At 44.0% G+C, this 21,380-nt stretch carries 15 protein-coding genes and 1 pseudogene; 11 read left to right on the top strand and 5 right to left on the bottom strand.

Annotation, left to right across the window (positions count from 1 at the left end; genetic code table 11):
* Window positions 1-45: 45 nt before the first annotated feature.
* Complete coding sequence (locus J8Z24_RS06820; protein WP_128729693.1) at window positions 46-1,224, bottom strand: acetyl-CoA C-acyltransferase; 1,179 nt, start codon at window positions 1,222-1,224, stop codon at window positions 46-48.
* 316 nt (window positions 1,225-1,540) lie between these two features.
* Here J8Z24_RS06820 and J8Z24_RS06815 point away from each other — a divergent pair, with 316 nt between their 5' ends.
* The 9 genes from J8Z24_RS06815 to J8Z24_RS06775 all read left to right on the top strand — a co-directional run bounded on the left by J8Z24_RS06815 (window position 1,541) and on the right by J8Z24_RS06775 (window position 12,690).
* Window positions 1,541-1,933, top strand: a complete 393-nt coding sequence (locus tag J8Z24_RS06815; protein WP_099643874.1) for a MerR family transcriptional regulator — start codon at window positions 1,541-1,543, stop codon at window positions 1,931-1,933.
* A gap of 24 nt (window positions 1,934-1,957) precedes the next feature.
* Window positions 1,958-3,133 (top strand): isovaleryl-CoA dehydrogenase, encoded by a 1,176-nt coding sequence (locus J8Z24_RS06810; RefSeq protein ID WP_125254331.1) that lies wholly within the window; start codon window positions 1,958-1,960, stop codon window positions 3,131-3,133.
* A gap of 9 nt (window positions 3,134-3,142) precedes the next feature.
* Complete coding sequence (locus tag J8Z24_RS06805) at window positions 3,143-4,750, top strand: carboxyl transferase domain-containing protein (RefSeq protein WP_176031813.1); 1,608 nt, start codon at window positions 3,143-3,145, stop codon at window positions 4,748-4,750.
* Between the two features lie 9 nt (window positions 4,751-4,759).
* Window positions 4,760-5,542, top strand: coding sequence for an enoyl-CoA hydratase-related protein (locus J8Z24_RS06800; RefSeq protein ID WP_125254333.1), 783 nt, complete (start codon window positions 4,760-4,762; stop codon window positions 5,540-5,542).
* An 8-nt stretch (window positions 5,543-5,550) separates the two neighbouring features.
* Window positions 5,551-7,494 carry an acetyl/propionyl/methylcrotonyl-CoA carboxylase subunit alpha gene (locus J8Z24_RS06795; protein WP_176031814.1) on the top strand — a complete coding sequence of 648 codons (1,944 nt, stop codon included), beginning with the start codon at window positions 5,551-5,553 and terminating at the stop codon, window positions 7,492-7,494.
* A complete protein-coding gene (locus tag J8Z24_RS06790) occupies window positions 7,494-8,402 on the top strand; it encodes a hydroxymethylglutaryl-CoA lyase (RefSeq protein WP_176031815.1) in 909 nt (302 codons plus the stop codon). Before J8Z24_RS06795 ends, J8Z24_RS06790 begins: the two co-directional genes overlap by 1 nt.
* Window positions 8,403-8,429: 27 nt before the next feature.
* Entirely contained in the window at window positions 8,430-9,128 is a 699-nt protein-coding gene (locus J8Z24_RS06785; RefSeq protein ID WP_125254336.1) for a CoA transferase subunit A, read from the top strand.
* 9 nt (window positions 9,129-9,137) lie between these two features.
* Window positions 9,138-9,800, top strand: coding sequence for a CoA transferase subunit B (locus tag J8Z24_RS06780; protein ID WP_125254337.1), 663 nt, complete (start codon window positions 9,138-9,140; stop codon window positions 9,798-9,800).
* 1,315 nt (window positions 9,801-11,115) lie between these two features.
* Window positions 11,116-12,690: a BCCT family transporter gene (locus J8Z24_RS06775; protein WP_128732808.1), complete on the top strand. Its 1,575-nt coding sequence runs from the start codon at window positions 11,116-11,118 to the stop codon at window positions 12,688-12,690.
* A 61-nt stretch (window positions 12,691-12,751) separates the two neighbouring features.
* On the opposite strand, the gene J8Z24_RS06770 is transcribed toward J8Z24_RS06775, so the two are convergent.
* Both J8Z24_RS06770 and J8Z24_RS06765 read right to left on the bottom strand, forming a co-directional pair.
* Window positions 12,752-13,453, bottom strand: coding sequence for a 3'-5' exonuclease (locus J8Z24_RS06770; RefSeq protein WP_128732809.1), 702 nt, complete (start codon window positions 13,451-13,453; stop codon window positions 12,752-12,754).
* Window positions 13,454-13,463: 10 nt separating this feature from the next.
* Window positions 13,464-15,358 (bottom strand): annotated as a pseudogene (locus J8Z24_RS06765) (DUF294 nucleotidyltransferase-like domain-containing protein).
* A gap of 198 nt (window positions 15,359-15,556) precedes the next feature.
* On the opposite strand from J8Z24_RS06765, the gene astB reads away from it, so the two are divergent.
* Window positions 15,557-16,897, top strand: a complete 1,341-nt coding sequence (gene astB / locus J8Z24_RS06760) for an N-succinylarginine dihydrolase (RefSeq protein ID WP_252095503.1) — start codon at window positions 15,557-15,559, stop codon at window positions 16,895-16,897.
* A 150-nt stretch (window positions 16,898-17,047) separates the two neighbouring features.
* Here the strand turns inward: astB and J8Z24_RS06755 are convergent, their stop codons facing one another.
* Window positions 17,048-18,034, bottom strand: a complete 987-nt coding sequence (locus J8Z24_RS06755) for a WD40 repeat domain-containing protein (protein WP_147390462.1) — start codon at window positions 18,032-18,034, stop codon at window positions 17,048-17,050.
* Between the two features lie 116 nt (window positions 18,035-18,150).
* Between J8Z24_RS06755 and J8Z24_RS06750 the strand changes: the two genes are divergently transcribed.
* Window positions 18,151-18,603 carry a hypothetical protein gene (locus J8Z24_RS06750; protein WP_147390461.1) on the top strand — a complete coding sequence of 151 codons (453 nt, stop codon included), beginning with the start codon at window positions 18,151-18,153 and terminating at the stop codon, window positions 18,601-18,603.
* 189 nt (window positions 18,604-18,792) lie between these two features.
* Here the strand turns inward: J8Z24_RS06750 and J8Z24_RS06745 are convergent, their stop codons facing one another.
* Entirely contained in the window at window positions 18,793-21,066 is a 2,274-nt protein-coding gene (locus J8Z24_RS06745; RefSeq protein ID WP_176031817.1) for an acyl-CoA dehydrogenase, read from the bottom strand.
* Between the last annotated feature and the right edge of the window lie 314 nt (window positions 21,067-21,380).

The raw sequence follows: 21,380 nt of genomic DNA, 5'->3' as shown, positions 1-21,380 counted from the left end.
TATGAAAGACGCAGCGCCCCTTGGAACGAAATAAATTGCTGAGACTTACACTTCTACTGCGAGTGCGACAGCTTCACCACCACCGATACATAGTGACGCCACGCCTTTTGATAAGCCACGGTTTTTCAGTGCATGGATAAGTGTAACTAAGATACGTGCACCGCTCGCGCCGATTGGATGACCAAGCGCACAAGCACCACCATTGACGTTGACTTTATTGCTATCTAAGTGCATTTCGTTGATAGCCAACATAGTCACCATGGCAAACGCTTCATTGATTTCCCAAAGATCAACGTCGGCAGTCGACCAACCTGCTTTTTCAAGCAGCTTATTCATCGCACCGACTGGCGCAACGGTAAATTCAGCTGGCGCTTGTGAATGAGTCGCATGAGCAACAATCTTACAAAGTGGTGTCAAACCGTGCTTTTTCGCTTCTGTTTCACTCATTAGAACAAGCGCTGCGGCACCGTCTGAGATAGATGATGAGTTAGCCGCGGTGATCGTGCCATCTTTTTTAAATGCTGGACGAAGTGATGGAATTTTATCTGGGCGGGCATTACCTGGTTGCTCGTCAGTATTTACCTCAACATCCCCTTTGCGCGTGCTAATCACATGAGGAGCAATTTCATTGGCAAAACTGCCATTTTCGATTGCCGCATTTGCTTTACTCAATGAGCCCAAGGCAAATTCGTCCATGTGCTCACGAGTAATGCCATATTGGTCTGCTGTATCTTGCGCAAAGCAGCCCATCGCCTTGTTGTCATAAGCATCTTCTAAGCCATCAGCCATCATATGGTCTTTGATTTCGCCATGACCCATACGCATGCCACCACGGGCTTTTGGAATAAAGTAAGGTGCATTAGTCATGCTTTCCATGCCACCTGCGATGGCAGAATTAATGCTACCTGAGCGGATGAGATCATGCGCGAACATCGCCGCCTTCAGGCCTGAACCGCACACTTTGTTGATTGTCGTCGCTCCTGTTGAACGGGCAAGACCTGCGTGTAGCATCGCTTGACGTGCTGGCGCTTGACCAAGACCTGCGGGTAACACGCACCCCATGATCACTTCATCTATACTGGCGTCATTGAGACCTGTTTCATTCATCACTGCTTTAATAGCAGTGGCGCCTAATTCTGTGGCAGCAGCGCCAGATAGGCTTCCCATAAATCCACCCATTGGTGTACGCTTAGCAGCGACGATGACAACAGCTTCGTTACTCATTGCAAAACTCCTGTAGACAAGCCATGCTTTGGCTCATTAATATTTAACTCTGTATTCGAGCATACATAATATTTACGTTTACGCCAACGTAAATCTAAAATCAAGGCAAATGAGATTGCTGCAACTGTAAAGATTAATTGCACATATTTATTGCCAACGCCTATTCTGGCTAGCTCCAGTTAAGGTTTGATGACATTTCATACAAGCCTAATTGCTGCTTTTATAAGACTAAAGCAGGATCTATCATTCTTACTTTACCTTTACGTAAACTTCACTTATATTGGTCTAATCAGTGACGTTGTAAGTGTAAATAGAAATGCAAGAAATAAATGAACCAACCTATTCAATCAGCGAGTTAGCTAAAGAATTTGATATTACTACTCGCAGTATTCGTTTTTACGAAGATCAAGGACTACTTTCTCCTAAGCGTCAAGGACAAACGCGTATTTACTCCAAACGCGACAAAGTCCGTTTAAAACTTATCCTTCGCGGAAAACGCCTTGGCTTTACACTTGCTGAAACTGGCCGCTTATTTGAGCTTTATGATGCCGACAAGTCGAGTGAAAAGCAGCTTAAAACCATGTTGCAACTCATTGAAGAGAAAAAAGCCGATTTAAGCCAACAAATGGACGACATCAAAGTTGTCTTAATGGAATTGGTAACGGCTGAACGTCGTTGTCGCGATACATTACACGAGCTCGAAAAATAAACTCTCACAACAGGATGAATACCGATGAGCACAGTATCTTTATATAAAGAATTGAACTTTGGACTAGGTGAAACAGCAGACATGATCCGAGATCATGTCAATAGTTTTGCTACCAGCGAAATTGCCCCACTGGCTGAAAAAACAGATCAGGAAAACGCGTTTCCGAACGAGATGTGGCCAAAGTTTGGTGAAATGGGTCTACTTGGGATCACCGTCCCTGAAGAATTTGGCGGCTCAAATATGGGATACCTTGAGCATGTAATTGCAATGGAAGAGATCAGTCGTGCAAGTGCCTCAATCGGCTTAAGTTACGGCGCACATTCAAACCTCTGTGTAAACCAAATTAACCGCAACGGTAACCAAGCGCAGAAGGAAAAGTACTTACCTAAGCTTATTAGTGGTGAGCACATCGGTGCCTTGGCAATGAGTGAGCCAAATGCAGGTTCTGATGTCGTTTCAATGAAGCTGCGTGCTGAAAAGCAAGGTGACAAGTTCATCCTGAACGGAAATAAAATGTGGATCACTAATGGCCCAGATGCAGACGTTTTTGTTATTTATGCAAAGACAGACGTCAATGCAGGACCTCGTGGGATCACAGCCTTTATCGTAGAAAAAACCTTCTCCGGTTTTTCAACAGCACAAAAGTTAGACAAACTTGGCATGCGTGGCTCAAACACTTGTGAGCTGGTGTTTGAAAACTGCGAAGTACCCGCTGAAAACATCCTTGGTGAATACAACGAAGGCGTAAAGGTGCTGATGAGCGGCCTTGACTATGAACGTGTGGTATTGGCCGGCGGCCCGCTGGGTATCATGCAGGCTTGTATGGACGTAGTAGTCCCATATATTCATGAGCGTAAACAATTTAACCAGTCAATCGGTGAATTTCAGCTAGTGCAAGGTAAAGTTGCTGATATGTATACGCAAATGAATGCAGCACGCTCATACGTCTATACTGTAGCAAAAGCCTGTGACCGTGGCGAAACCACGCGTAAAGATGCCGCAGGGGCAATTTTATATGCCGCAGAACTTGCAACCAAACTTGCACTTGATGCCATTCAATTACTAGGTGGAAACGGCTACATCAACGAATACCCTACAGGCCGCCTACTTCGCGATGCCAAGCTCTATGAAATTGGCGCTGGTACGTCTGAGATCCGCCGTATGCTTATCGGACGTGAGCTGTTCAACGAAAGCCGCTAGGAGCGCTGTATGACGGTACTAAATTCTGCGGTTAATCCTCATGATCCGCAATTCAAAGCAAACAGCGATGCCATGACATCGCTGGTTGCTGATCTTAAAGATAAAGTGGCGACACTAAGCCAAGGTGGCGGTGAAGCACTCATCGCTCGTCATCAAAGTCGTGGTAAGTTATTTGTCCGCGACCGCATTGAAACTTTACTCGACGAAGGTTCACCATTTTTAGAAATCGGCCAGTTCGCCGCTTTTGGTGTTTATGAACAAGATATTCCCTGTGCTGGTGTCGTTGCAGGGATCGGACGCGTGAAAGGTGTTGAGTGTATGATTGTGGCAAATGATGCGACAGTCAAAGGTGGGACTTACTTTCCACTGACGGTCAAGAAACACCTACGAGCACAAGAAATCGCTGAGCGCTGCCACCTTCCGTGTATCTATTTAGTAGACTCAGGTGGCGCGAACTTGCCAGAGCAAGATGAAGTATTTCCAGACAAGCTGCATTTTGGTCGGATATTTTATAATCAGGCTCGTATGTCTGCTAAAGGGATCCCGCAAATTGCTGTGGTTATGGGATTATGTACCGCAGGCGGCGCCTATGTGCCAGCAATGGCTGATGAAAGTATTATCGTTAAAGAACAAGGCACGATTTTCTTAGCAGGCCCGCCGCTGGTAAAAGCGGCCACAGGCGAAGAAGTTAGCGCAGAGGATTTGGGCGGCGCAGATGTGCATTGTAAAGTGTCAGGCGTGGCCGATCACTATGCAGAAAATGATGAACATGCACTGTCTATCGCAAGACAATGTATATCGCGCCTTAATCATCAGCGCCCAACGAGGCCACTACTCCAAGATGCCAAGCCTCCACGTTATGATATCAGTGAAGTATATGGCATTGTCGGCACAGATCTGAAAAAACCGTTCGATGTCCGTGAAGTCATTGCCCGTATCGTCGATGACTCGCAGTTTGATGAATTTAAGCGCTACTTTGGTGAAACGCTAGTGACTGGTTTTGCCGAGATTTATGGTCACCCTGTGGGGATCGTAGCAAACAACGGTATTCTCTTTTCTGAATCTGCACAAAAAGGCGCACACTTTATTCAGCTCTGTGCACAGCGCAATATTCCACTACTATTTTTACAGAACATTACTGGATTTATGGTCGGCCAAAAATACGAAGCTGAAGGTATTGCCAAACATGGCGCCAAAATGGTTACAGCGGTTTCCTGTGCTGATGTGCCTAAATTTACGGTATTAATTGGCGGCTCATACGGTGCTGGTAACTATGGTATGTGTGGTAGAGCATACGAACCAACTATGATGTGGATGTGGCCAAATGCACGGATCTCTGTGATGGGTGGCGAACAAGCTGCAGGTGTATTAACACAGGTAAAACAAGATGGTTTAGCGCGCAAAGGGCTTAGCATGAGTGATGCCGAAGTGAGCGAGTTTAAAAAACCGATCATTGAGCAATACGAAAAACAAGGCCACCCCTACTACGCGAGTGCTCGGCTTTGGGACGATGGCGTTATAGACCCTGCGGATACACGCACTGTACTTGGTCTTGCATTAGAGGCTGCAAGTAATGCGCCGCAAAAAGAGTCTAAATTTGGCGTATTCAGAATGTAAGGAGCACCGATGCCTGTCACTTTAACGATAACAAAAAACAAAGTGGCGATCTTAGAGCTAAGTCGCCCAGAAAAACACAATGCCTTTAATGCAGAGGTGATTGCCGAACTTATCAAAAATATCGACTATGCCAGCGGCCTGGATGTGCGCGCTTTGATATTTAAAACCGAAGGCAAACACTTTTCAGCTGGCGCTGATCTGGCGTGGATGAAATCCATGGCAGACAATAACTACGACGAAAACGTCGCAGACTCACTAGAACTTGCCAAATTAATGCAGGTTTTAGCTACTTGTCCCCACCCGACATTATGCCTAGTGCAAGGGGCAGCTTTTGGCGGTGCACTAGGATTAATCGCCTGTTGTGACATCGCCATTGCACAGCACAACTCCAAATTCTGTTTAAGTGAAGTCAAGCTTGGCCTTATTCCGGCTGTGATTAGTCCTTATGTTATAAAAGCCATTGGTGAGCGCCAAGCAAGACGCTACTTTTTAACTGCTGAGGTATTCAACGCTGAAAAAGCTCTTGAAATGGGATTAATCCATGAGCTCAGTGACGATTTAGTTAAAAGTGAGTCTGACTTCACACAGCTGCTGCTAAATAATGGCCCTGCTGCGGTTAAAAATGCCAAAGCACTTATCAACGAAGTTGCAGGCAACGAAATCAACGAAGCGTTGATCACCCATACAGCAAAGCGTATTGCTGAGATTAGAGTCAGTGAAGAAGGGCAAGAAGGTCTTAGTGCCTTTTTCGATAAACGTGCGCCACGCTGGCAAAACGCCGCGCACGAATAGGAGTCAATATGCTAACTAAAATTCTAGTCGCAAACCGGGGTGAAATTGCCTGTCGCGTGATGCGTACCGCGAAGAAAATGGGACTAACCACTGTAGCGGTTTACTCTGATGCTGACGCCAATGCGATGCACGTTAAGGCCGCTGATGAAGCTTACCACATTGGTCCGGCACCAAGTAAAGAGTCTTATTTGGTGGCAGAAAAAATCCTTGAAGTGGCAAAGGCTGCTGATGTGGATTGTATTCATCCAGGCTACGGGTTCTTATCTGAAAATGAAGTATTTGCCAAAGCGTGTGAGGCGGCGGATATTGCGTTTATTGGTCCGCTGGCAAGTTCAATCGAAGCGATGGGTTCAAAGACCCGTGCCAAGGAAATCATGAATGACGCCAATGTGCCTCTAGTTCCTGGGTATTATGGTGACAAACAAGAAGATGATTTCTTACAAGCCGAAGCGGAAAAAATCGGTTTTCCGGTACTTATCAAAGCCGCATACGGCGGCGGCGGTAAAGGCATGCGCGTGGTACGTGAGAGTAGCGAGTTTCTATCCGCTCTACATGGGGCTAAACGTGAAGCGGCGGCAAGTTTTGGCAATGACTTAGTACTGCTTGAACGCTTTGTAGATAAACCTCGTCATGTTGAAGTACAAGTTTTCGCTGATAGCCACGGTAACTGTGTTTATCTCGGTGACAGGGACTGTTCACTACAGCGTCGCCACCAAAAAGTGATTGAAGAAGCGCCCGCACCAGGTTTGAGTGATGCGATGCGCAAAGCCATGGGTGAAGCAGCAGTACGCTGTGCGCAGGCGATTAATTACCGCGGCGCTGGTACTGTGGAATTCTTACTCTGTGGTGATGAATTTTTCTTTATGGAGATGAATACTCGGCTACAAGTAGAGCACCCAGTAACAGAAATGGTAACTGGTCTTGACTTAGTCGAATTGCAATTAATGGTCGCGGCGGGTGAACCGCTACCGCTGACTCAACAGCAGGTTTCGTTATCTGGTCATAGCTTTGAAGCACGTATTTACGCAGAAGATCCTGAAGAGAACTTCATGCCGTTTTCAGGTGTACTAGCTCACCTTAGCTTTCCTGAAGCCAAAGATGGCGTAAGAATTGACACAGGCGTGCAGCAAGGCGATGAGATCAGCCCGTTTTACGATCCTATGATCGCAAAGCTGATTGCTCACGGCAAAAACCGCGAGCAAGCATTACTCAAACTAAAATCGAGTTTAGAGCAAGTCCATCTGTGTGGTTTAAAATCCAATATCGCCTTTTTGCACCACCTAGCTGGACACCCTACTTTTACAACCGGTGCACCAGATACCCACTTTATTGATACGCAAACTGAGGTACTAACTCAATCGAATACGCCGTTGGATAAAATGGTGCTACTAGCAGGTGCAGCCTATCTTAGCCACCAACAACCATGTAAAAAGACGGTGTGGGGAAACTTAGGCTTTAGACTTAATCAAACCGCGAAAGTTGATTTGCCATTTGTGGATCATGCTGCCTGTGCCTATCAATCTCAAGATGGTTGGAAGATTTCGTTTAACGAGCAAATCCATCATGTTGAATGTAAATTAGAAGGACACCAGTTAACGGTAGTCATTGATGGTGCCCGATTACGCGCAAGTGCGGTTGTTACCGAAACCGCCATTACCATTATGTATGGCCCTCATCAACATACCGTTGAGCTTAAGTCAAAGCATTATATTAGCGATCATGAGCACGAAGCTGCGCCTTTGGCTGCCCCATTAAACGGCACTGTCGTTAAGCATTTATTGTCCGTCGGCACCCAAGTCAGCAAAGGTGATGCTGTAGTGATTATAGAAGCCATGAAGATGGAATATACCCTCAATGCACCTTTCGATGGCAAGCTGACTTCATACTGCTTTGCAGAAGGCGAGTTGGTCAGTCATGGCGATATGCTGGCGATTGTTGAGGAGCAAGACTAATGGCTGACTATCCGGCTCGCGTAAAAATTGTAGAAGTGGGTGCACGGGATGGCTTACAAAATGAGGTCAGTGTTGCCACTGAAGCTAAAATAGCGCTGGTTAATGCACTCAAAAACGCTGGCCTCAAGCACATTGAAGCTGGTGCATTTGTGTCACCCAAATGGGTGCCACAAATGGCTGACTCAGCTGCGGTTATTCAAGGCTTTACGCGTAGTGATGAAGTTGAAATAAGTGCGCTGACGCCAAACCTCAAAGGCGCCGAGCTTGCACTTGAGAATCAGGTTGACGAATTTGCTATTTTTACAGCAGCCAGTGAAGCGTTCACCCAAAAAAACATCAACTGCACGATTGAACAAAGTATTGAGCGCTTTCGCCCCGTTGTTGACCTTGCACAAAAAAACAACATAAAAGTAAGAGGTTATGTAAGCTGTGTTGTTGGCTGCCCATATCAAGGAGCTGTACAACCAGAGCAAGTTTTAGCGGTATGTAAACAATTGTTGTCACTTGGTTGTTATGAAATTAGCCTAGGTGACACTATCGGTGTTGGTACGCCTAAAAAAGTTCAACAGTTACTCACCTTGTTACTACAACATATCCCAGCTGACAAGCTTGCAGTGCATTTCCATGATACTTACGGGCAAGCTTTAACGAATATTCACACTGCTCTACAAATGGGGATCGCGACTGTTGATAGCGCCGTTGCAGGGCTCGGTGGTTGCCCTTACGCCAAAGGTGCGTCAGGAAATGTTGCCACTGAGGATGTAGTTTACTTGCTGCAAGGGCTTGGCATTGAGTGTGGAATTGATTTAGAAAGACTAGCAAAAGCAGGATGGACAATTTGTGATGCACTAGGCAAGACACCAAGCAGTAAAGTGTCGTTGGCACTCAAACAAACTTGTCAATCTTAAAACAATAACATCATTAGGAGTGGGCTTATGGCCGGTTTCGATAAAGTCGTATCAAGCTACAGCGAAGCGATGGCAGGTCTGAAAGATGGTGATACCATCATCGCAGGTGGCTTTGGCTTGTGTGGTATTCCAGAAGGCTTAATTGCAGAAATTAAGCGCATGCAAACAAAAGAATTGACTGTAGTTTCGAACAATTGTGGTGTCGATGATTTTGGCCTAGGTATTTTGCTTAAAGATCGTCAGATTAAGAAAATCATTGCATCTTATGTCGGTGAAAATGCGCTGTTTGAACAGCAACTTCTTGACGGCATTATCGACGTTGAGTTGACACCACAAGGGACGCTTGCAGAGAAAATGCGTGCTGGTGGTGCTGGGATCCCAGCTTTTTACACAGCAACAGGTTATGGCACACCTGTCGCACAAGGTAAAGAAGTAAAGGAATTTGATGGCCGGCCGTATATTTTAGAAGAGTCGATCACCGGTGAGTTCGCTATTGTTAAAGCGTGGAAAGCTGACCGCTATGGCAACTTAGTATTTCGCCATACCGCAATGAACTTTAACCCGATGGCGGCAACAGCTGGGAAAATCACGGTAGCGGAAGTAGAAGAGATTGTGGAGCCCGGCGAGCTTGAGCCGAGCCAAATCCACACCCCGGGCATTTATGTCAATCGCGTGATCAAAGGTGACTTTGAAAAACGTATTGAACGTGTCACAACGCGCAAATAGGAGGCAATCATGGGTTTAAATCGTGAACAAATTGCGATGCGCGTGGCGCAAGAGCTAGAAGATGGTTACTACGTAAACTTAGGCATAGGCATTCCAACCTTAGTTGCTAACTATGTACCTAGCGGCATTGAAGTAATGCTGCAATCAGAAAATGGCTTGCTAGGCATGGGTCCCTACCCAACCGAAGACCAAGTTGACGCTGATATGATAAACGCTGGTAAAGAAACCGTGACAGCTGCGACGGGTGCAGCAATTTTTAATAGTGCAGAAAGCTTTGCCATGATCCGTGGTGGTCATGTAGACTTAACGGTACTAGGTGCATTTGAAGTTGATCAGCAAGGCAATATCGCGTCTTGGATGATCCCGAAAAAATTAATCAAAGGCATGGGTGGTGCAATGGATTTAGTTGCTGGTGCACGCAACATCATAGTGACCATGACCCATGCTAGTAAACACGGCGACTCTAAGCTACTTGAATCATGCACACTCCCGCTTACTGGCGTGAACTGTGTAAAGAAAATTGTCACTGATTTGGCTGTGTTAGAAGTAAAAGATGGCGCATTCCATTTGCTAGAACGCGCACCGGGTGTTAGTGTTGATGAAATAATCAGCAAAACTGCGGGTAAACTTATCGTTGATGGCGATATTCCTGAGATGCAGTTTGAGGCTTAATAAGCCGCCACATTACCCAAAAATGTACCGACCTCATTCCCAGTGCCAAAGGCGCTGAGTTACCCAAAACCCCTCGCAAGAGGGGTTTTTTTCTTGTTCTCATTAAAAAAACTTCACTTTATACCAATTTTCTTAATTAAGTGGTCTATTTTGAGGTGAGAAAATCTTGTCGATAACACCGCTTCCGCGTCCTGCTCACGCCGAGGTACCTACGTCCTGTAGGCAAGGCAAAAATTTTGCTATTTAGTTGTTCTAAATAAGAAACTTTTAACGCTGTTAGCGTCAGATTTACTCCTTCAAATTGAGCAAGTATTAAGTCAAATTGGTATTACCTCACTCTGTATGTCTAGTTGATGAATACGATGATTTTTAAATAAAAAATTCAGTAACCATTTACTTTTCAATCTCACCCCCTAAACTAGTAAGCGTAGGTTTTACTGGTATTGCGCATTTGCTTTCCGGTACGACCAAGACGTAAAGAGTTGTTGCTTTTCATACCAATTATCTTAATTAAGTGGTCTATTTTAAGGCGAGAAAATTTTGTCGATAACTAGGCAAAATTTTTGCTATTTAGTTATTCTAAATAAGAAATTTTTAACGCAGTTAGCGTCAGATTTACTCCTCAAAATTGAGCAAATATTAAGTCTAATTGGTATTAGCATCGACTGATTATCAAGTTGACGTAATTCCAATTTGCTTAATTACATGCTCTTGTATAAGGCGAGTTGGTAAGTAGATTGATGTTTTAATCTCATTAGCATAGCAGTTCGGTTGGTTTATCTTAATTACAAGTATTGAGGCAATATACTGTCACTGTAACTAACATAAACCCATCACAGGTGCGTGGAGCCATTCTTTTGATGCAATTGAAATGTATTGATCGAGTGAGGACGCCAAATAATCTAGACTGGGCAAAATTTTTTGTAACTTAAAGGGTATGACGTAACAGCGAGTGATAGTAGGTTTCGTGGTTAACGAAGCCATTGCAAATAGCTATTGACTGGTGTTAAAGGTCACAGTTTTCTTTGTTTCACTGCCTATTTAGTTTATGTCGAATTGTTATTGTATAGTGTGTAATTTTTAACTTATACCAATTATCTTAATAAACTTGCTATTTTGAGACGAGAAAGTCTTGTCGATAACACCGCTACAGCGCCCTGCTATCGCCAAGATACCTACATCCATGTAGGTACAAAATTTCTAACGCGGTTAGCGTCAGATTTACTCCTTCAAATTGAGCAAGTAGTAAGACAAACTGGTATAACTACTATGTCAGCTTGATGTCTTATCACGATGAGAACAACAAGAGGGTATCATGGGCAATAACCACGATAAATACAGCATCGATAATACGGACTACACCGTTGGGCAAGACAACGTGCAAAAGTGGGGGTTTGATGTACATAACCCCGTGTTTGGCGTAAGTGCAGGATTAATATTAGCTTTTTTAATTGCTGTATTATTGGTCGATGCAAATACAGCGAAAACCACGCTTGATGGCATCAAGTGGGACATCATAGGTAATTTTGATGTGCTATTTATGTGGTCGGGGAACTTCTTTGTCTTATTCTGTCTAGTACTTGTGCTTTCCCCCTACGGAAAGATACGCTTAGGCGGTGAAAATGCCAAGCCTAGTTATAGCCGAGCATCTTGGCTTGCTATGTTATTTGCCGCAGGTATGGGGATAGGCCTAATGTTTTGGGGCGTCGCTGAACCTGTAGCATATTATACTGGCTGGTATGAAACGCCATTGAATGTTGCAGCTAATACCCCTGAAGCTGCCGAACTTGCCATGGGCGCGACCATGTATCATTGGGGCTTACACCCTTGGGCAATTTACGCAGTGGTTGCACTTTCCCTAGCATTTTTTGCCTACAACAAGGGACTACCGCTGTCGATCCGCTCTATCTTTTATCCTATCTTAGGAGATAGAGCATGGGGTTGGCCTGGGCATATCATTGATATTCTTGCTGTACTTGCTACCTTGTTTGGTCTTGCGACGTCACTTGGTTTGGGTGCACAACAAGCTGGTGCTGGGATCCAGCATGTATTTGGTATAGAGGCAGGACTTAGCCTTGAAATTGCCGTGATCGCGGGCGTAACTGTCTTGGCGATTATTTCCGTTGTCCGCGGTATTGATGGCGGAGTAAAATTACTCAGTAACATTAATATGCTAATAGCCTTTGCATTATTACTATTCGTTGGTATCGCAGGTTTTGCAATTGCCTTGGGTAATATTCCGACAACTTTAATGGCTTATATTGAAAATATCATTCCGCTAAGTAACCCTCATGGGCGTGACGATGAGGCATGGTTCCAAGGCTGGACAGTATTCTATTGGGCATGGTGGATATCTTGGTCACCGTTTGTTGGTATGTTCATCGCTCGTGTGTCAGAGGGACGAACCATACGCGAGTTTATCACCGCAGTATTATTAATCCCGACATTGGTAACCGTGATCTGGATGTCAATTTATGGTGGCCTTGCTATCGATCAGGTAAAAAATGGCATTGGTGCGCTTGGCACAAATGGCTTAACTGAAGTGCCTTTAGCTATGTTCCAGATGTTTGAAAACTTACCTATGAGTGATTTACTCTCGTTCACTGCGATTTTACTTGTACTGGTTTTCTTTATTACTTCGTCAGACTCAGGCTCTTTAGTTATCGATAGTATTACCGCTGGCGGTAAAATCGATGCGCCAGTACCACAACGTATATTCTGGGCGAGTATTGAGGGTGCGATTGCGGCTGCGCTACTGTGGATCGGTGGTAAAGAGGCGATTGAAGCACTGCAAGCGGGTGCCATTTCTACAGGTTTACCGTTTACCTTTGTACTACTGCTGATGTGTGTAAGTTTGATCCTTGGGCTAAGGACTGAGCCTAAAAGCTAACAGTCGTTAATGCCATTACAGGCGGAGCTTGATGTATGCTCCGCCTTTTTGTTATTTGGATTTAGCTCCACCAGCGCTTCACCATATCTGATGGATCTAAACAATACTGAGCCTGGGCTTGAAGTAACTCTGCCGTTGCCAAGGCATCGGACAAAGCATGGTGGGGCTGGTAATATGGAAGCCCATAGCGCTTTCTGCAATCAGCTAAGCGTACTGAAGGAATGGGTTTACGTTTAAGCTTATCAAGCCAGTTTCTAGTATTATTTATTGCTGACTTCTCAATTTCCATTGTATCAATGACCGGAAACTCAATTCCTTCATCTACTCTTGCCATAAGCGCAGAGTTAAAAAATGACTTCTCGACAAACTGATAATGCACCACGATGACTCTACCATGAAGCGACGCAAACACCTCCTCAAGAATATCCTCCAGATCTGGCGCGCTTTCAACTTGAGAATGGGTTATCCGATGAAGTACCACAGACTCTTTAGCAAGTGGACTCGTTGGTTTAACTAACCAGTGCTTTGCTTGCGCTACGCGGATCCGCCGCAAATCAAATGGCACCACGCCAACACTCACTATGTCATCGATATTTGGATTAAGCCCCGTGGTTTCAAAATCAAGCGCAACAAATTCGCACTGACCCAATTGCTGATAAGGGTCAACCACACCTTGTTGATAAAATGACTTAAGTCTTGGATCTCTCGCCACTTTTGCCAAATGCTCGAAGCGATTTGGCCATGACATAATCTCACCCTGCATCTTTACACCGCTATTTCATCATGGATTTATTTTGGTAGCGAAACTTTAAAAAGCTTTGCGCTTTGTCTAACACACCAAATGCTTCTTTCAAATTGCGCTGCTCAAAATCAGAGAGTGTTTCAGGTGGTAAACTGTTATCTGGCTTTTCACCCTGCTCAATTTGCCAGGCTTGATGGCGAATACGCATGATAGCGATGTATTCAAGTGCAGCTTGTAGATCTAATACTTTACCTTTAGGAAGTATATTTGCTTCGTCAATATCTTCGAGTCGTTCAAAGGAGTTTTGTTTTTTAGAGCCAACACCAAGCGCATGTACACGAACCAAATCCGAAAGTGGTGCTGTGCCACGTCGTTTAATATTCATCGACCGTCTGTGCTCACCATCTTGCTCCAAAACAAAGCCATTAAAAAAGCCAAGTGGTGGTGTTCTTCTTAGCGCATTATGCGCCATTGCCGCTAAAAATTTAGGTGTACTTTTTGCCTTTTTACTAACAAATGCGGTTAACTTCTCCGCCCACTTTACTTCCCCCCATACCCCTTCCAAGTCAAAGAAAATTGAGCTATTGAGTAAGGCTTCTGGACTAGGCTTATCAATCCAACTTTCAAACTGTGATTGCCATTGACTAAATGTTAACCGCCAAGCAGGATTGGTCGCCATAATGCCACCATCACAGTACTTATATCCGCAGTTTGCAAGGCCGTCACACACAAATTTTGCGAGTTGCTCAAAGTACACTCCATGCTCTGTAGGTTTATAATCGTCATCTAAGATCAACGCGTTATCCTGATCCGTTACAATTAGCTGCTCGTCCCGAGCCATTGAGCCCAGAGCAATAAAACAGTAAGGGATCGGGGGGGTCCTAATTTTGCCTCTGCTAACTCGAGCAATTTATGTTTAAATGTTTTACCAATAATAGACATAGCAGAGCCAATCATATGTGAATTAGCATCTTCATTGACCATGCGAGTGAATATTGCAGGGAGCTGTTTAGCATAACTGGCAAGATCCTCAACGCTTTGCTGATCCATCAAGCCTCTTACAAATAGCAAACTACTTTGTGACTCATAACGCAAAATATCAGAAAGCGCCACAACTCCAATTGGTTTGCGTTTATGAACTACAGGCAGATGATGAACATTGTCTTTGAGCATCAACATCATGGCTTCAAATACGTACGCATTAGAATCTACAATCACCAAATCGGTAGACATAATCTCAGAAACCGGCGTTTGATAGTCAAGCCCTTTAGCAACAACGTTTACCCGCAAGTCTCTATCGCTGATCAACCCGACAACTTGACCATCGTCCTCATCGGGGTCTTCTACCACAGGCTTTTCAGGATCATAAATTAGTAAAGATGAAACCTGCTCTGTTGCCATCACTTGTGCGGCTTGTTGCACTGTTGCATTACGTTCGACGTATACCACATCACGTAGCAATAGTTTACGTACTTTAGCAGTGGTTAAGTCGTTACTATCTGCTTGCTCAGATACTGTTATTTTGAGCCTAGCATTGTCATCAGCTTCAAAATAATCAGCAAATGCCTCATAGACATCGCAGTATTCATCAAATACACCCACAGGAATGCAATACACTAATGTATCTTCGAGGCTTTGCGCCCCAAAGCGAACCTTACGATTCATCAATAAACCGCGTTGACCAAAGATCCCCCCTGCTGATATACGATTGTATAATTCACCCGAGCGGCGGAATAATTCCACAGCACCAGAGCGGATCACATACAGGTAAGTGATTTGCTCACCATACTCCAGAATGCGACTCCCCTCACGGTAATAGCCAACTTCAACTTGGCTTGCAAGGCGGTGTAGTGCCTCCTGCGGTAAATCCGAGAATGGCGGATAAGCGATTAAAAAGTTGGCAATTTCCTGATGTTCAACTTCCATGGTTTGCCCTGAGGTAAAACAAAAACTCTCTCTATTGTGGGCAACGAGGTCTGAATTTGCAATTAAAGTCTGCCTAGCAAGAGGTTAAATGACAAAGTGCTGTTAGCTATGCTGTTGTTTTGATTCATATCACTTTAAAAACTGACGAAACCGCCTCATACTAGAGGTCTATAACCATTTGCAACAGGAATCGCACTCATGACTTATGAAGTCAATTTCGATGGCTTAGTAGGACCAACTCATAACTACGCCGGTTTATCTTACGGTAACGTGGCCTCTCTTTCTAACGCTACCAGCATTTCAAATCCAAAAGAGGCGGCGTTACAAGGCCTTGAAAAAATGAAAGCGATGCACGACATCGGCTTAAAACAAGGGATATTCGCCCCTCATGCGCGCCCAAGTTTGTCACCACTGCGCCGAGTTGGCTTTTCAGGCACTGATGCCCAAGTATTAGAAAAAGCATATAAGCACGACCCAATTTTACTACGTGCTTGCTATTCTGCTTCGGCAATGTGGACTGCAAACGCTGCGACTGTGTCACCGTCTATTGACTCAAATGATGGTAAAGTTCATTTTACCAGCGCTAATTTAAACTGTAAGTTTCATCGCTCCATAGAACCAACCACCACAACCAATTTACTACGCGCTATGTTCGCTGATGAACAACACTTTTCACACCATCAGCATTTACCTGAACAGCCCTTTTTTGGCGACGAAGGTGCCGCGAACCATACTCGTTTAGCTGATGATCATGCAAGCCAAGGTGTTCAGTTATTTGTCTATGGCTCAAGTGGTTTTAACAGTAGTATTAAAGGCCCCAGCAAATACCCTGCACGACAAACCCTTGAAGCGAGTCAAGCTGTTGCAAGGCTACATCAATTAAATGAAAAACAAGCAATTTTTATCCAGCAAAACCCAAATGTTATTGACCAAGGCGTGTTCCACAATGATGTGATTGCTGTAGGTAATGAGAATGTACTATTTTGTCATGATCAAGCCTTTATCGATCAAACCAATAGTTTGACCAAAATCAGACAAGCATACATTGGTGAAAAGCCGTTGCACATTGTTGAAGTGCCAAGTCACGCCGTAAGTGTGGAAGATGCGGTAAAAAGTTACTTATTTAACTCACAGTTGATCACCTTACCATCAGGTGAAATGATGTTAGTTGCACCTGAAGAATGTGCAAAAAATACCAATGTTGCGGCCTACATAGAGTATATGCTTGGTGCGAATAACCCTATCTCGCAAGTACGCTTTTTTGATTTGCGTCAGAGTATGCAAAACGGTGGTGGACCTGCATGTTTACGATTACGAGTGGCGCTTAACGATACAGAATTGCGTGCTGTTAACCCTGAAATCATGATGAGTGATGACAAATTTGCTCAGCTCAGCGCTTGGGTCAACAAGCACTATCGTGATCGCGTAACAGAGCAAGACTTAGCAGATCCCAGTTTGTTGCACGAGTCTTACACAGCGCTTGACGAACTGACACAACTGCTTAATTTGGGCAGTGTTTACGAGTTTCAACAAGCCTAATAACCGCACACACTTAGCTCAAGTTAATTGGTTTTAGACCTGAGCTAACACCACACTCGTTTACTTGAGGGCAATAGCAATACACGCTTACGTTACAGCTGAAACTCACTCACGAAACTTTGTTAACCCATAAATCAGTCCAGCGCGCTGTTACTTTTCAGCTAGTAAGTTAACAGCCCAGGTCTCCAACATACCATCACTATTTAATGTCACCAGCGTGTTTGAGTTCGGTACATACATATCCACAACTGTAGCGCCTTCATTAGCGGTACGTATTGACCAAGTACCAAGCTCTTCACCACTATCGTAGCGCCAAATTGACAAGTGAGATTTAGACGATGAAGTAGCCAGTAGGCCTGAATTAGAAATAAATTTGGCTTTTCTAAACATTTTAAATCGCGCCATATATTTTAATTCGCTGATCAGCTTACCTGACTCAAAGTCCAGTACATGTTGCGCATTTAAGCCATCGGAAACAAAAAGGTGCTTACCATCAGGACTCACTGTCAGGCTAGTAACTCTGTGATTGAACTGATGTTGATACACAGGTTCTGGCGAAGCGAACTGCCACATCGCGACTAAACCATCTTGCGCACCGGTGACAAAATACTCTGCATTTTCATGAAATGCTAAATGTTCGATAGGTCTAGAGTGCGGCATAAAACGATTGTTTATTTTGGTGAATAAATCAGCCATATTTACCGAACCATCGTCCATCGCAACAAGTAGCCTTTTATTATCGTGAGATAACGCCAATGACGAGATTGAGGCAAGTGGACTAACCCCAGCAAACGGTACATTCGTGACAAGCTTTTGTTTGGGAACAGACCAAATTGATATCAAGTTTTCACCAGCAATGATAAGCATACTCTTATCATCGGACAAAAGTAGCGCCTTGACTGGGGTTTTAACTTTGTCTTTTGGCACTTTAAAAACAATAGATTGATCGGCATTGTCGTGTATCTGAATGTCAGCGTTACCGTCAAGTGTGACTGTCCACTCACCATCTTTTGAAAAGTGCCCAATTATCACACCGTTTTGTGTCAACTGACTGGTTACCCCTTTACTTATCTCAGGTTGACTGCCACAACCTATTAAAAAGCAAGCAAAACACACCACACACATCAACCGAAACATCTTAAACCCTTTATGTACAACGCATTTATTTCAACTACTGCCTTTACATATCGACCAATTGCAGACAAACTTAAACTATTGTGAATAATTTTATATTGCATATGGTGTATTTTAGCATGACAAAGCCACTCCTAAAGCAAGTCGTTGTTTTAATTTTAGCAATTTTATTTCTTTCTGGATGCGGCTCTGATGAAGATGCCGTTCGCGGTGATAAAGACACCCCAGGCTATGCTGCAACTATGTATTTTGACGCGTTATATAATCAAAAAAACTTAAATGCTGCGATGGAAATTTCAACTCCTCGCCACGCTAGGATCATGCGCTCTTATGGCACAGCCTCTCAGTTTGCTAGAAACCTCGTGAATATGCAGTACGATGAAGTAACAATCGAAGTCGACATGACCAATCAAAGCCTTCGCGAACAATATGGTAATACAGCAAAAATAAATCTCATTTTTACTGGCCAACTACATGGTGAACAAGTGGATGATATGCGTAGCGTCAGTATGGTTCGTAAAAAGGGTAAGTGGTATGTAGATAAAGTGTTGGCAGACCCATTCGCACGATAGACAGAATGACAAAGTCCCCGACTAACCTAGTCGGGGACTTGCGATATGAGTAAGCATCTAAGAGCGTTAATCGATTTCCGTATATTTAGCTATGTTATCTAATTCCTACTCCCTTATCACCATTAACACCTTCACAGCAGGTCTTTACAGACAACTCATTGCTTAAAGCGGACCCAGTTTGCTTAAATATCAAGAGGATGCCTCCTTCGCATCTACGGCCACCGCCTGTGCAACCAAAGTTTCAATACAAAAAATAGTTTCTGACGCTTTGTTGTCTACCACGTTAGCAGTTGTTGCCATGCTCAGTTTCTCATCGAGGGATTTACCCCTCAAATCAACAGCATTTTGCTTACACCACTTACGATATTTTGCCATTAAAGGGGCATGTGCTTTTTCTAGCATAAAGGCATGTTCAACCGTGTCTACCGCTGAATGTTTGACCACTGGACATAAATGTGAGATCCGCTCACGAGTGGTATTGCTTTTTGATACATGTTCGCAAACTTGAATTGCCAATGTATCACTCGGTGCTTTAATCCAATTACCAATGGGAAATGCAATGCGCTTGAATAAGAAGCTCACAGGTGTAATGGTAAAATTGTCACAAAATGCGTAAATCGCATTGCTCGCTTCGTATAGGCAGTGCTCTACTGCAAATTTAACCAAAGGTAAATCTCCTTGTTGGCGGCCATCATCTTCATACTTTTTCAATACACAAGAAGCCATATACAGATAGCTCAACACATCGCCCAATTTAGCTGAAATCATTTCTCGACGCTTGAGTGTGCCAGCCAGCTTTAGCATTGCAATATCACTATATACTGACAGTGCTTGGCTTAGCCACGTCAGACGGCGATAGTAAGGTGCAACATCTCCACTTACAGGTGAACGCTCAAAACTCGCAAAAGTAAAACCATTGAAAAACGCTTTTACGCCATTAATCGAGGTATGTTGTAAATGCTTACACAAGATCTCATCAAACTCTTTGAGCGCAATAATTTTATCTTCTTGCTGCACAATTTCCATTTCCTTTAATATGAAAGGATGACACCGCGTTGCTCCTTGACCAAATATCATCAGGCTACGAGTTAAAATATTTGCCCCTTCCACGGTAATAGAGATAGGCATTCCCATGTAATTACGAGCAAGATAGTTCATCTTTCCCATTTGAATAGCTTTACCACCATGAATATCCATCGCATCGTTTAATGCCACTCTTGCATGTTCGGTCAAATGATACTTCGCAATCGCAGTAACCACAGACGGGCTTTGTTTTAAATCAATGGCCAACGCTGTTGTTTGTCTCACCGCCTCGATAAGATATGTATATCCATAAACCCTTGCTAAAGCACTCTGAACCCCCTCAAATGCAGCTATTGGCACACCAAATTGACGACGGACATTAGCATAGGCCGAGCTGGTTCGCGTACTTAGGTGCGCGGTGCCTGCACTTAACGCAGGTAATGAGATCCCCCGCCCGGCACTCAAACAAGAAACAAGCATACGCCAACCTTTACCAATTCCGGCCTCTTCGCCTATCACCCATGACAGTGGAATGAATACATCCTCACCACTGGTGGTACCATTCATAAAACCTTGCCCCAGCGGGCTATGTCGATCTCCAATTTTTACTCCCGGATGTACTGTTGGTATAAGCGCGCAGGTTATCCCAAGTTCAACTTGTTCAGACAATCTTTGTTCAGGGTCGTATACTTTAAATGCCAGCCCCAATACATCTGCAACAGGTGCAAGCGTGATGTAGCGCTTTTGCCAGCTTACAGCAAGACCTAGCTGCTTTGCGCCCTCAAACTCTCGCTCACACACCACTGCATAATCTTGAATACTACCAGCATCGGAGCCAGCTTCAGGTGAAGTAAGGGCAAAACAAGGGAGTACCTCTCCCGAAGCGAGTTTCGGCAACCAATAGTCTTGCTGCGAAGTTGTTCCATAGTGAAGTAGCAGCTCAGCCGGTCCCAAACTGTTAGGAACCATAACTGTGACTGCCGTTGATAAGCTACGACTCGCTATCTTCGCAACAATCGTCGAATTAGCTTGGGCGCTAAACTCAAGTCCGCCATACGATTTTGGGATAATAAAAGCGAAGAAACCTTTTTCTTTTAGGTATTGCCAGACTTCGTTCGGCAAGTCATTGGCTTGAGCAATTGCTTCTTCATCTAGCATGTTGAGTAGTGTGTTTAATTCATTATCTATAAAAGCTTGCTCATCATCGCTGAGTTTAGGTTTATCATTGCTGAGCCACTTATGCCAATTAGGCTTTCCAGAAAACAGCGCCCCGTCCCACCAAATACTTCCCGCTTCCATTGCTTCTCGTTCTGTCTGAGATAATTCGGGTAACGCTGACTTGAAGTAATCAAATAGTGGCTTGCTTATCAGTTTTACCCGAATATCACGAACGCAAAAAATCACCACAATGGCTAATATAACCAGTAAAATAAACGTCATATACACTCCCTTTGATAGCCTGTAACACGGAACTAATACTGTAGAATATATAAGTATGGTTAATTATTAGCCTAACTCAACTTTTATCCCTATTCGCTGCTCTCGCACACATAAATACGCGCCATTTATTTATCGTAAAATTGTCGTTTTAAAAACGGCCTGCTATTATCCTGCCCACAGTGAAAAATGAATTTTCACCGTTTTACACCAATTGCTTTAACCCTCAGTATAGCGAGCAGGTTAATTCAACTGGTGCAGAACAAAAGACCCCATAGAACGTCACTCAAACAGCGGTCTATGTATTAATCAAAACA

The sequence above is a fragment of the Pseudoalteromonas sp. SCSIO 43201 genome, from assembly GCF_023716725.1.
GTDB lineage: Bacteria > Pseudomonadota > Gammaproteobacteria > Enterobacterales > Alteromonadaceae > Pseudoalteromonas > Pseudoalteromonas peptidolytica.
The sequence above is the reverse complement of the archived record's forward strand: the minus strand, read 5'-3'. Positions and strand labels throughout refer to the sequence as shown.